13 protein-coding genes are annotated in these 12,196 nt (G+C 58.3%); 5 read left to right on the top strand and 8 right to left on the bottom strand.

All coding sequences use genetic code 11. The features are described from left to right. Nucleotides 1-55 precede the first annotated feature (55 nt). A complete protein-coding gene (locus H6G07_RS23335) occupies nucleotides 56-472 on the bottom strand; it encodes a MarR family winged helix-turn-helix transcriptional regulator (protein WP_073610700.1) in 417 nt (138 codons plus the stop codon). 305 nt (nucleotides 473-777) lie between these two features. Here H6G07_RS23335 and H6G07_RS23330 point away from each other — a divergent pair, with 305 nt between their 5' ends. The 3 genes from H6G07_RS23330 (at nucleotide 778) to H6G07_RS23320 (ending at nucleotide 4,538) form a co-directional block, all read left to right on the top strand. Beyond that, entirely contained in the window at nucleotides 778-1,932 is a 1,155-nt protein-coding gene (locus H6G07_RS23330) for an NAD-dependent epimerase/dehydratase family protein (RefSeq protein ID WP_073610701.1), read from the top strand. Nucleotides 1,933-2,033: 101 nt separating this feature from the next. After that, complete coding sequence (locus tag H6G07_RS23325; RefSeq protein WP_073610702.1) at nucleotides 2,034-3,167, top strand: glycosyltransferase family 4 protein; 1,134 nt, start codon at nucleotides 2,034-2,036, stop codon at nucleotides 3,165-3,167. A gap of 72 nt (nucleotides 3,168-3,239) precedes the next feature. Further along, complete coding sequence (locus H6G07_RS23320) at nucleotides 3,240-4,538, top strand: FAD-dependent hydroxylase (protein WP_073610703.1); 1,299 nt, start codon at nucleotides 3,240-3,242, stop codon at nucleotides 4,536-4,538. Nucleotides 4,539-4,602: 64 nt separating this feature from the next. Here the strand turns inward: H6G07_RS23320 and H6G07_RS23315 are convergent, their stop codons facing one another. The 6 genes from H6G07_RS23315 to H6G07_RS23290 all read right to left on the bottom strand — a co-directional run bounded on the left by H6G07_RS23315 (nucleotide 4,603) and on the right by H6G07_RS23290 (nucleotide 9,224). Next, the gene (locus tag H6G07_RS23315) at nucleotides 4,603-5,025 is read right to left on the bottom strand and encodes a GNAT family N-acetyltransferase (RefSeq protein ID WP_073610704.1); all 423 of its coding nucleotides are present in this window, start codon (nucleotides 5,023-5,025) and stop codon (nucleotides 4,603-4,605) included. Between the two features lie 30 nt (nucleotides 5,026-5,055). Then, nucleotides 5,056-5,856: a Crp/Fnr family transcriptional regulator gene (locus H6G07_RS23310; RefSeq protein WP_073610705.1), complete on the bottom strand. Its 801-nt coding sequence runs from the start codon at nucleotides 5,854-5,856 to the stop codon at nucleotides 5,056-5,058. Between the two features lie 83 nt (nucleotides 5,857-5,939). Then, nucleotides 5,940-6,251, bottom strand: coding sequence for an NIL domain-containing protein (locus H6G07_RS23305; protein WP_084173573.1), 312 nt, complete (start codon nucleotides 6,249-6,251; stop codon nucleotides 5,940-5,942). Nucleotides 6,252-6,341: 90 nt separating this feature from the next. After that, entirely contained in the window at nucleotides 6,342-7,217 is an 876-nt protein-coding gene (gene cysW / locus H6G07_RS23300) for a sulfate ABC transporter permease subunit CysW (RefSeq protein ID WP_073610706.1), read from the bottom strand. Next, nucleotides 7,210-8,055: a sulfate ABC transporter permease subunit CysT gene (gene cysT, locus H6G07_RS23295; protein WP_073610707.1), complete on the bottom strand. Its 846-nt coding sequence runs from the start codon at nucleotides 8,053-8,055 to the stop codon at nucleotides 7,210-7,212. Before cysT ends, cysW begins: the two co-directional genes overlap by 8 nt. 92 nt (nucleotides 8,056-8,147) lie before the next feature. Next, on the bottom strand, nucleotides 8,148-9,224 hold the full coding sequence (locus H6G07_RS23290) for a sulfate ABC transporter substrate-binding protein (RefSeq protein ID WP_073610708.1): 1,077 nt from the start codon (nucleotides 9,222-9,224) through the stop codon (nucleotides 8,148-8,150). A 349-nt stretch (nucleotides 9,225-9,573) separates the two neighbouring features. Between H6G07_RS23290 and H6G07_RS23285 the strand changes: the two genes are divergently transcribed. Both H6G07_RS23285 and lgt read left to right on the top strand, forming a co-directional pair. Beyond that, the gene (locus H6G07_RS23285; RefSeq protein WP_073610709.1) at nucleotides 9,574-10,605 is read left to right on the top strand and encodes a sulfate/molybdate ABC transporter ATP-binding protein; all 1,032 of its coding nucleotides are present in this window, start codon (nucleotides 9,574-9,576) and stop codon (nucleotides 10,603-10,605) included. Nucleotides 10,606-10,829: 224 nt separating this feature from the next. Beyond that, nucleotides 10,830-11,699 (top strand): prolipoprotein diacylglyceryl transferase, encoded by an 870-nt coding sequence (gene lgt, locus H6G07_RS23280; RefSeq protein ID WP_139297173.1) that lies wholly within the window; start codon nucleotides 10,830-10,832, stop codon nucleotides 11,697-11,699. On the opposite strand, the gene H6G07_RS23275 is transcribed toward lgt, so the two are convergent. Next, the gene (locus H6G07_RS23275; protein WP_073610710.1) at nucleotides 11,696-12,148 is read right to left on the bottom strand and encodes a response regulator transcription factor; all 453 of its coding nucleotides are present in this window, start codon (nucleotides 12,146-12,148) and stop codon (nucleotides 11,696-11,698) included. The two genes, lgt and H6G07_RS23275, sit on opposite strands and share 4 nt — an antisense overlap. Nucleotides 12,149-12,196: the final 48 nt, after the last annotated feature.

Below are 12,196 nucleotides of genomic sequence, written 5' to 3'. Positions count from 1 at the left end.
ATTTTGTTCGCGCAGCGTCTCCGCAGGAGAAACTTTGAATTTTGCATTCTTCCCGTCACCCCCCCACCCCCATCGGCTCATCAAACAGAGCGCTCAAAATCACCAGCCCCGCCCTCACTTGCTGAAGTTGCTCCTCAGACAGCCCCTCTAGGCGATCGGCCACGGTTTGCAGGGTGGCGTCGTAAACCCGCTCCATCTCCGCCGCGCCTGCGGGGGTCAGGGTGAGAATGATGCGCCGTCGCTCAACGGGATCACTAATGCGGTTGACTAGCCCCCGCTGCACCAGGCGCTCGACCATGACTGACATGGTGGGCCGGGTGACATCTAAATAGTCAGCCACCTCTGACAGGGAGGACTGCGATCGCCGCCGCAAAAAATACAGCACTCGCAGCTGCGACAGCGATAGATGGGGCTTGCCGTGGCGACGAATGCCCGCACGCAAAAACCGCGTCACCGCCGGCACCGTCGTCATTATGTTTGCCGCGCACTGGGTTGGGGTTAGGGCTTGGGTAACCACAGGCAAATAGGCTCTCGACTAATAGTTAGTTTAACTAACAGTTAGCTTAGCTGAATATCTGCAAATTGTGGGGCAGTTGTAGCTCAGTCAAGCCCACCGATTGAAGAAGCTCTAAAACCTCAGGAATGGCCTCAAGCTGATGCTCAACTTGTCTTCTGTAAAAAAATCTTTCCGGTTCCCCAATCTTTCGTTCGATGGTTTACAGGGCCTCCAAACCTGGTAGATTGTCTTGGTATCGGCAAAGAGATTGAAGCATTGATATGAAAGTCCTTGTAATTGGCGGCGACGGCTATTGCGGGTGGGCAACCGCCCTATACCTCTCCAATCGTGGCTACGAAGTCGGGATTCTTGATAGCTTGGTGCGTCGCCACTGGGATGCTCAGCTTCAGATCGAGACGCTGACCCCCATTGCCCCCATCCAAAGCCGCCTCCAGCGCTGGAAAGACCTCACCGGCAAGCACATCGACCTCTACGTCGGTGACATCAACGACTACTCCTTCCTAGAGGAGACGATGCTTGAGTTTGAACCCGGCGCGGTGGTTCACTTCGGCGAACAGCGATCGGCCCCGTTCTCGATGATCGACCGGGAGCACGCTGTGCTGACCCAGGCCAACAACGTGCTGGGCAACCTCAACCTGCTCTACGTGCTGCGCGACCACTTCCCCGAGTGCCACCTCGTCAAGCTAGGCACCATGGGCGAGTACGGCACCCCCAACATCGACATCGAAGAGGGCTATATCACCATTGAGCACAATGGTCGCAAAGACACCCTCCCCTACCCCAAGCAGCCCGGCTCCTTCTACCACCTCAGCAAGGTACACGACTCCCACAACATTCACTTCGCCTGTAAGGTGTGGGGCCTGCGCGCCACCGACCTCAACCAGGGTGTGGTCTACGGTGTGCTCACCGAAGAGACCGGCATGGACGAGCTGCTGATCAACCGTCTCGACTACGACGGCGTTTTTGGCACCGCCCTCAATCGTTTCTGTGTGCAGGCGGCGGTGGGTCACCCCCTGACCGTCTACGGCAAGGGTAGTCAGACCCGCGCATTTCTAGATATTCGCGATACCGTGCGCTGTGTAGAAATTGCGATCGCCAACCCTGGCGACCCCGGCATCTTCCGTGTGTTCAACCAGTTCACCGAAATGTTTAGCGTCGGCGACCTAGCCATGATGGTGAAGAAAGCAGGCAACACCCTGGGCGTCGATGTCGAAATTGACCATATTGACAACCCCCGCGTCGAGGCCGAAGAGCACTACTTCAACGCCAAGAACACCAACCTGCTAGAGCTGGGTCTACAGCCCCACCTGCTGTCTGACTCACTGCTCGACAGCCTGCTCAACTTCGCGGTCAAGTACAAAGATCGCGTCGATAAGAACCAGATTCTGCCCAAGGTTCAGTGGCGGCGCGATTAGTGATTACGTGAGTAAATGGGCCAAAATTACAGCGTAATTTTGGCCCATTTACAGGTTTGTTTTTCTAGTTTCAATCATCTTCTTTAGCCCCCTCAATTTTTATGCGGATTGCTCTCTTCACCGAGACCTTTTTGCCGAAAGTAGACGGCATTGTGACCCGTCTTAAGCACACCGTTGATCACTTGCAGCGCCAGGGCAACCAGGTTTTAGTGTTCTCCCCAGAGGGAGGCTTAACCGAGTATCGAGGGGCAAAAATTCACGGCGTATCTGGCTTTCCGCTGCCGCTCTACCCAGAGCTAAAGCTGGCTTTGCCGCGACCGTCCATTGGCGAAGCGCTGGAGAACTTTCAGCCTGACCTAGTCCATGTTGTAAACCCGGCAGTCCTCGGACTGGCGGGCATTTACTACAGCAAAACCTTAGATCTGCCGCTGGTGGCGTCGTACCACACTCACCTCCCCAAATACCTAGAGCACTATGGCCTAGGCATGCTCGAAGGGCTGATGTGGGAGCTAATCAAAGCCATGCACAACCAGGCCCAGATCAACCTGGTTACCTCCACCGCCATGAAGTCTGAGTTGTCAGAGCATGGTGTGGACAATATTGAGGTGTGGCAGCGTGGGGTCGATACCGAGCTGTTTCGCCCTGAGCTGGCCAGTGCCGCGATGCGCGATCGCCTCTCGGGCGGCCACCCCGAAGCGCCCTTACTCCTATATATCGGTCGCCTTTCCGCCGAAAAAGAAATCGATCGCATCAAGCCCGTGCTCCAGGCCATCCCCGGTGCCCGATTGGCCCTGGTGGGCGACGGCCCCTACCGCGCCGAGCTAGAGGCCCACTTCGCCGATACCCCCACTAACTTTGTCGGCTACCTGGGCGGCGAAGACCTAGCGTCGGCCTATGCCTCTGCCGATGCCTTTGTGTTTCCCTCCCGCACCGAAACCCTGGGCCTGGTGCTGCTCGAAGCGATGGCGGCGGGCTGCCCAGTGGTGGCGGCCAACTCCGGCGGCATTCCCGACATTGTCACCGACGGCGTCAACGGCTTTTTGTTTGACCCCACCGATGAGGAAGGGGCAATCGCCGCCACCCGCCGACTGATCGAATCCAAAGCCGAACACGAGCTGATGCGTCGCAATGCCGTGGCCGAGGCCGAGCAGTGGGGCTGGGCAGCCGCTACTCGACAGCTGCAACAGTTTTATCGGCAGGTGCTGGCGCAGCGATCGCTGCCCATGGCCGCTTAAGGCGTTTTACCTTGATTTCTTCCAGATAATCGGGTCAGAATAAAGCTATAACAACGGCGAACCTCTGCACCTATGACCGCTACCACTCCGCAATTTAGCTCGCCTTCCCCATCCGATTACCCTCAGCTAGCTCTTCAACCAGCGGATTTAACGGTAGATGTGGCCATTGTTGGCGGCGGTATAGTTGGGCTAACCTTGGCGGCAGCCCTTGCCCCCAGCGGCATGCAGATTGCTGTGATTGAGGCTCAGACAGCGGCGGCGGCGGCTTCGCGGCAGCGGGCCTATGCTTTCTCGCTCACCTCGGCGGATATTTTTAAGGGGCTAGGGCTATGGCCGCAGGTTGGGCCGCACATCTGTCATTTTGACCAGGTGCAGCTCTCCGATGGCGACTACGGCAAGGTTGTGCGGTTTTTGCCCAGCGATTTGGGCACCAATGCGGTCTACTACGGAGCTGAACATGGGGTGTTGATGGCGGCACTCCAGGGGGCGATCGCCACCTTCTCCAACGTTCACTACCTCTGCTCAGCCACCCTGGGGGAAATCCACGACCAGGGGGAATGCACAGTAGCGGCGGTGAGTATGCCCGAGGGCGATGTCACGGTGCGATCGCCCCTTTTCGTTGCCGCTGATGGCAAGGGCTCGCTGCTGCGGCGGCGATCGGGCATTGGCAGCTTTGGCTGGCGCTACCGTCAGTCCTGTGTCACGGCAGTACTAGCCCCCGAGCACTCCCACCAAAACACCGCCTACGAGCGCTTTTGGCCCAGCGGCCCCTTCGCCATTCTGCCCCTGCCCGGCCAGCGCTGCCAGGTAGTGTGGACAGTCCCCCACGCCGAGGCCGAGGCCATTTTGCACCTGCCCGAAGCCGAGTTTATCGCTGAGCTACAAAAGCGCTATGGCCACCAGATGGGGCAGCTCAGGCGATTGACTGCGCCCGCGATGTTTCCGGTGCAGCTAATGCAGTGCGATCGCTACGTTTTGCCTCGCCTGGCCCTGGTGGGAGACGCGGCCCATAGCTGCCACCCCGTCGGCGGGCAGGGGCTAAATATGGGTATTCGTGACGCAGCGGCTTTGGCAGACGTGTTGTCGGCTGCCCATCAGCAGGGCCAAGACCTGGGCAGTCTTTCTGTGCTGCGCCGCTATGAACGCTGGCGACGCTTAGAAAACTGGGTCATTCTCAGTTTTACCGATGGACTGACCCGCATTTTCTCAAACCGGTTGCTGCCTGTAGTAGTGCTGCGGCGCAGTGGGCTCTGGGTGCTCAGCCACGTTCCCCCCGTCAAACGGCTGGCCCTACGGCTGATGACCGGTCGCCTTGGGCGAGTGCCTCGCCTGGCCCAGCTGGGGCGGCAAGGATCTAATTCTGTCCGGTGAGTTGACCTTCAATCAATCCACAGCGGCTCACGCCTGAGCTATAGCCCATGACTCTGGCTCAGAGCTAGGCGGACTTGATCAAATATTTGGGCGACTCAATGTAGCCTTGCCGGTTGTAAAACCGATGGGCCTGCTCGCGGCGGCTGTGGCAGTGCACTTCAATGCGATCGCACCCCCGCGCCCAGGCCAGCTCACTGGCCGCTGTCTCCAGCGCCGTCCCGATCCCCTGCCCCCGTGCCCCCGGGGCAATGCAAAAGTAGCTGATGCGGCAAAAGTCACCCGGCAGCGCTAGCTGCGGAATAAAGTGCAGCGAGATCAGGCCGACGACGGTGTCTTGCTCCACAGCGACGAGAATGGCTGCATCGGCATGGGGCAACTGCCGCTGGAGGCTGTGGGTGACAAACTCGGCGGTGACGGGGTAGCCGAGGTCGGTAAGCAGGGCCGCGATCGCACCGCTGTCTGTCGCCTGGCCGGGTCTAATCTGCATAGGCGATCGGGTTCAGCGCAATGTAGGGATTTACTTTAAAGGCCACCACGACACCTTATCGCGGGTGGCTCCGTACACTTCCTTTAGCCCTTCGGGGTCGACTACGTGCACCTGGTCGTTGGCCGACTCGGCGGTTTTGCTGGTTTTGATATAGCCTGCCTTCGTTAGTCCCTTTAAGACCTGCTCGACGGTGCGGTGGTTGAGCTGGCAGGCCCGAGCGATCAGATCAATGGGCAGATCAAAGCAGTAGGTGGGGCTACCGCCCCGGCTTGGCTGACTGCCCAAGCTGCGCTCTTGATAGATCAGCGCCCGCAGCAGTGCCGCCACTGCCTGGGGGGGATAGGTGCTGCAATTGAGCAGGTGGTACTGAAACTTTTCGCGCAGCTCAAATAACAGCGAGTAGCGATCGCGAAAGATTTCATGCTGGTCGTACAGCGATTGCACCACCGCCACCGGCACCTTGATCACGTCGGTGGTCTTATAAGCTTCTACCAGGCTGGGGAACGCCCGCACCACCGGCCCAAACCCCACCGGCAAATTGCGCATGCCAAAACAGGCCCCCGGATAGGTCATGGCCATCACCCGGTCGAGGGGAGTACTGCGCATAATTACTGGGCCGCCCTCAACCACTACGTAGAGGTGCTCTAGCCAGGTCTGCGGACGAAAGGCCGTATACACTGGCCGGTTGGAGTACAGCTTTTCTATAACCAGGACGCTGGGATCTAACCCCTTGAGCAGGTCTTTGCCCTCCAGTCCCTGAAACAAAAAGCTCTTCGTGGTCAAAGTTTCGACGGCATCGGTCGCCGAAACCTGGCCTTTTTGCCTTGCCATACTGCACTACGGGTTTGTTACCCCGCCATTGTCCCTCGAAAACTACGCTTGCTCAAGAATTCTTGACCGCAATCTCGATTATTTCAGTAGCCGTCGTCGGCATCGGTGTTGAACCACAGATCGGCCTCTAGCTCCACCAAATCTAGCAGCGCCTCGTGGACAGTGGCGGCGCGCCCCTCGATCGCCAAATCAAACCAGCCGTCTTCCTGGCCGTTGGCCCCGAGCAGGGCACCCAAAATATTTACCTTGAGACCGTAGCGGTTGATCAGGTTTGAGATCACCGGGTCGGGGTGGCGCGCCTTGGGAATACGGATCTTAACTTCGGTGTGAATCAGGCTTTCAGGGTCTTTCAGGTGCAAAGCCTCAAGACCGTAGTCGGGAGAAACAGATGACATGGGGAACCTCCTGAACTGTAAGCTGCAAAATTTGGCGATCGGGCGATCGCTCTGACCGACCCAAGACCTGGCGCTCAACCCTAAACTGGACTAATGCCCTCGATGCTGAATGCCCGCACTGCGCTCCAGCAGATACTTCAGCACCAGGGTGACCACCGCCAAACACGCCAGCAACAGGGCGGCGGTGTAGGCCGCCTGGCTGTTGTACTGCACATGGGCCTCTTCAATAAAGAGGGGCAGGGTTTGGGTTTTGCCCACGATGTTGCCCGAGACCACAGTCACCGCCCCAAACTCACCCATGGTGCGTGCATTAGTTAAAATTAGGCCGTAGAGCAAACTCCACTTAATTGACGGCAGCGTGACCCGCCAGAAGGTCTGCCACTGGGTGGCCCCCAGGGTGGCGGCGGCCTCTTCTTGCTGGATGCCGTTTTCTTCGAGGGCGGGCAGCACCTCGCGGGCAATAAAGGGCATGGTGATAAAGATACTGGCCATAACGATGCCTGGCAGCGCAAAGATAATCTTGATGCCGTTGGCATCAAGCAATGGCCCAAACCAGCCCCGGTTGCCAAACAGCAGCACCAGCATCAGACCCGCCACCACGGGCGAAATCGAGAAGGGCAGGTCGATGATGCTGATCAGCAGCGATCGCCCCGGAAAATTTTTGTTGGCCAACGACAGCGCCGCACAGAGCCCAAATACCGTGTTCAGCGGCACCGTGATCACTGCCGTAATCAACGTCAGCTTCGCCGCATGTAAAAAGAACTTGCTGCTAAACGTGTCAAGTATCCCAGGCAATCCCGCCTTAAACGCCTGAATAAATACGTTGAGGGCCGGCACCAGCAAAATTAGCGCCAGGTAGCCAAAGACAAAGGCCACCAGCAGCCACTTGCCCCACTGAAACCTGCTTGCATCCCGAGCCTTGGATCCTGGGGCGGCAATAGGTTGGTTTAAAGATGAATCAGCCATAGAAGCGCCTCCCTCGGGCCTGAATAAGGTTGATCACCAGCAGTGCCGACAGCGAAATCAGCAGCAGCACCGTGCCAACTACCGTGGCCCCGGCGTAGTCAAACTGCTCCAAACGCTGAATGATCAGCACTGGGGCGATTAAGTCTTGAAAGGGAATATTGCCCGCAATAATCACCACGGAGCCGTACTCACCCACCGCCCGCGAAAAGCCCATGGCCACTCCGGTGAGAATGGCAGGCATCAGCGGCGGCAAAATTACCCGCCAAAAGGTCTGCCACTGGGACGCCCCCATCGACCAGGCGGCCTCTTCCATTTCTGACTCCATGTCTTGCAGCACTGGCTGCACCGTCCGCACCGAAAAGGGCAGCGCGATGAAGATCATCGCCACCAGCACCCCCAGACGGGTAAACGACACCTTGATGCCAAAGGGCTCTAGAAAGCCGCCAATCAGGCCGTTGCTGCTGTAGATCGTCGATAGGGTTAAACCGGCCACCGCCGTCGGCAGAGCAAAGGGCAAGTCGATGATGGCGTCTAAGAATCGCTTGCCCGGAAACTCGTAGCGCACCAGCACCCAGGCAATAATTAGCCCAGCAAAGCCGTTGATAATGCTGGCCACCAGCGCTGTAAAAAAGGTGACGTTGTAGGTCGAGATGGCTACCGGATCGGTAGCAATGCGCCAAATCTCTGCCGGGTTTAGGGTCAGAGCCTTGAGCACGAGCGCCGCCATCGGCAAAAGCAAAAACAGGGTGAGATAGAGCCAGGTGACCCGCCAGGTCCAGGAGGCGTGAACAATCTGGTGCCAAAGACCTGGGGATGAAGACGGTGGGGATGAAGTCATGGGTGCAGAGAAAACAGGTCGATTAGTCAATCCCGAGCGACCCTCACCCCAGCCTGCTCTCGTTTAGAGCGGGCTAGGTAAGGGCCATCTACCTACTTGCCGACCTTCGATTGAATCTGGTCGAAGATTGCCCCATCGGCGAAGAACTTTTTGTCGATTTCTTCCCAACCGCCCAGGTCAGCCACCGTAAACAAGGTGGTAACTTTAGGGAACTGATCGGCAAACTTTTCACCCACCGATGGGTCAGAGGGGCGGAAGCCCACTTTGGCAAATTCTTCTTGGGCCTCGGGGGTAAACAGGAACTCCACAAAGGCCTCAGCGACCTCGCGGGTGCCGTGCTTATCCACATTGGCATCGACAACCGCAATGGGGTTATCGATGGAAATATTCACATCGGGAACCACAAAGGGCAGCTCTTCGCCATTTTGGGCGGCCAGCAGTACCTCGTTTTCGTAGTTGATCAGCACATCTCCCTGGCCTCGGGTGAAAAACACGTCGGTGGATTCCCGCGCATCCTTGGGCAGTACCGGCACGTTTTGATAGACCTTGGTAACGAAGTCTAGGGCAGCGGCGTCATCGGCACCGGTTTGGGTCTGAAAACCCCAGGCCCCTAAAAAGTTCCACTTGGCCCCGCCGGAGGTTTTGGGGTTGGCGGTGACTACCTGCACGTCGTCGCGGGCCAAGTCTTCCCAACCCTGAATATTTTTGGGGTTGCCCTCCCGGGTAACGAGCGCCGCCACGGAGGAATGCACGATCGCATTGTTGGGAGCTTCGCCTTCCCAACCGGGTTCAATCAGGCCACCTTCTTCAATTTTTTTGGTGTCTCCGGCTAGGGCCAGGGCGACGACATCGGCCTCTAGGCCGTCGAGCACGGCTCGGGTTTGGGAGCCTGAGCCACCGTAGCTCTGGCTAAAGGTGACCTCTTGGCCAGTTTCGGCTTTCCACTTCTCGGCGAATTTAGGAATGATTTGCTCGTAGGCGGCCTGGGTCACGGCGTAGGAAACCAGGGTCAGCTCTACGGGGCCAGCGGCAGCGGTGGTCGCGTCGCCCGTGCTGGCCTCGGGGGTCGATGTGGTGCTACCGCAGGCGGCCAGGGTGCCCGCTAGCCCCAGGCCAGCCGCAAATAAGATTGCCGATCGCCGCGAAATATAACGTTGAGGTGAGGTCATGGGTAGCTCTCCAAAGAATCTCCGGTATCTCGATAGGGTTTTCGAGGATTACGTTTACGGACTGTATCACAAAATTTTGAACTTAGATTCAAAATGAAGTTGAAGTCATTTGTACATTTTTCTAAAATTAGCTCACCCCTGTTTTTGGATGAGTTGCATTTTTATTGTGAGTGGGGTAGCGTAGGGTCACATTGCAGCTCGGTGAATGGGCGATCGCCCCTGTAAGACTCAGTCATGTCCGGCCCCGGCTGCCGAGGTTTAGGTTCCAAGCGACCCTGGGGAAAGCGACACCGCTTCACTGGGGTATCGCGCCCTGGTCGAAGCACACTGTAGATTTTGGAAAACACCCGTGGGAATTAGAGTAGACAACGTTTCAAAGCGGTTTGGGGATTTTCAGGCCCTGGAGCCCATCACTTTGGATATCAAGAGTGGTTCTCTGGTAGCTCTGCTGGGGCCATCGGGCTCGGGTAAATCGACCTTGCTGCGGGTGATAGCCGGTTTAGAAAAGGCTGATACCGGGAAAATCTACATTTCGGCCCAAGATGCCACCCACAAAACGGTGCAAGATCGCCAGGTGGGTTTTGTGTTTCAGCACTACGCGCTGTTTAAGCACCTCACCGTGCGCAAAAACGTGGCCTTTGCCCTAGAGCTGCAAAAGTGGCCCCCAGAGCGCATCAAGAATCGGGTCGATACCCTGCTCGATCTGGTGCAGCTCGATGGGTTGGGCGATCGCTACCCCGCTCAACTGTCGGGCGGGCAGCGACAGCGGGTGGCCCTGGCGCGGGCCCTTGCCGTCGAGCCCCAGGTGCTGCTGCTCGACGAGCCCTTCGGTGCCCTCGATGCCAAGGTGCGCAAAGATCTGCGCGACTGGCTGCGCCGCCTCCACAACGATGTCCATGTCACCACCGTCTTCGTCACCCACGACCAGGAGGAGGCAATGGAGATTGCCGATGAAATCGTGGTGATGAGCCATGGCCGGGTTGAGCAGGTCGGTTCCCCCGCTGAGATCTACGAAAATCCCGCCACTCCCTTTGTGATGAGCTTTATCGGCGCGGTCAACGTGCTCTCCCCCGACAACACGTGGAAGTCGCTCCACCGCGATGCCCCTACCCACGGCGAGGTGTTTCTGCGGCCCCATGATATCGAGATCTTCACCGGCCATCGCGACGGCAGCGTCGCCGCCACGATCAACCACATCATTCACCTAGGCTGGACGATTCGCATCGAGCTGACCCTCGACAATGGCCACCCCATCACCGCCCACATTAACCGCGAGCAGTATCGCGACCTAGGCATTGAGACAGGGCAGACAGTGTACCTACGGGCCAAGCTGATTCGCAGCTTTGCCACTGCGTCGGGTTTTGCGCCGTCGGTGGCTTAACCCCCAAAGGTCTGGTTGCCCCTAGACTCAGTGAACCGGTTAAATGCGCAGTTCTAGTTTGCCGGGGAAGGTTTTGACGGCACCAAAAACCTTCCCCGGCAACTTGCTGTCTTGGCCTCAAACCAGTGTTTAGCCTGGCGATCGCTCGCCAGGGAGCCTCAATATAATGTCATAGTGGTTTTGGCCCCGAGCCGGGGGCCAAGACGTAAGCAGGTGGGCGGGCCATGGAGTTAGCAGGTATAGAACTGGGGCTGGAGATGGCGGTCAGCGGATTGGCGCAACTGGCGTCGCCGGGGCCGATTATCTTTCAGCTGGGACCCCTGACCATTCGCTGGTATGGGCTGCTGATTGCGATCGCCCTGGCGATTGGCATTACCCTGGCGCAACGGCTGGCCCAGCGGCGCGGCCTTGACCCCGAGGCGGTTGCCGACCTATCGATTTGGCTGGTGCTGGGGGCTTTGCCCGCTGCCCGCCTCTACTACGTCGCCTTTGAGTGGGATCGCTATGCTGACAACCCGCTGAGTGCCTTTGCCATCTGGCAGGGGGGCATTGCCATTCATGGCGCGATCTTGGGCGGCATGCTGGCGGCACTGCTGTTTGCCCGCCTCAATCGACTGTCATTTTGGGCGCTGGCGGATGTGGTGGCCCCGGCCCTGGTGCTGGGCCAGGCCATTGGCCGCTGGGGCAATTTCTTTAACTCCGAAGCCTTTGGCAGGCCGACCAATCTACCCTGGCGAGTCTACATTCCCCCCGCCCAGCGCCCCCTCGGCTTGGAGGCGGTGGAGTACTATCACCCCACCTTTCTCTACGAATCGCTGTGGAACTTGGGGGTGTTTGCCTTGGTGCTGTGGCTATTTTTCTGGGGATTGCGCCATCCCGAACGGCTGAAGACGGGCACGCTGTTTTTGGTCTACTTCGCCACCTATAGCCTGGGTCGCCTTTGGATTGAGGGTCTGCGCCTTGATAGCCTCATGCTGGGGCCGCTGCGCATGGCTCAGGTGGTGAGTTTGACGGGGATTGTTTTGGGGGTGGCTGGGTTGCTGTGGCTCTATGTCGGGCGGCGATCGCTGCCCGATGTCATCAAAGGCGGCTAAGCCCCGATCGCGCTGGGGAAGAGCCGCTGAGCCTGTCGCTGCTTTAGCACCCCCACTAGGTGCTGGGTCGAGAAGGGCTTGAGAAAAATATCTTGGGCAGGCACTAGGGTACGCAGGTTGAGGCCACCGACGCAGTAATCTTGGGCCAGCACAAGCACCTCAGACCGCTGTCGATCAACCGCCGCCACCAGGGAAATAATATCGGCTTGAAAGTGGTCGGCATCGAGCAAAATCTGGTCAAAGGTAGCGTGCTGCATGGCCTCAATCACTGCGTGGGGGCTAGGGGCCACCGTGGGCAACCAACCCTGACGACACAGTGCTTTTTCGAGTAGGGCGGCTAGACGCAGACGGTTGGCGGTGACCAAAATGCGGGGCGATCGCGGCCCTGGGGCATCGCTAGTCAGTTGCCGATCGGCTACCAGGGCTAAGGTACGGCCTAGGCGTGTCATCACTAACCACCTCCTGTGGGCAGACCTCGCGGTCTGCGGCGTTCTTCC

The sequence above is a fragment of the Phormidium tenue FACHB-1052 genome, assembly GCF_014696675.1.
In the GTDB taxonomy this organism is placed as follows: Bacteria; Cyanobacteriota; Cyanobacteriia; order Phormidesmidales; family Phormidesmidaceae; genus Nodosilinea; species Nodosilinea tenuis_A.
The sequence above is the reverse complement of the archived record's forward strand: the minus strand, read 5'-3'. Positions and strand labels throughout refer to the sequence as shown.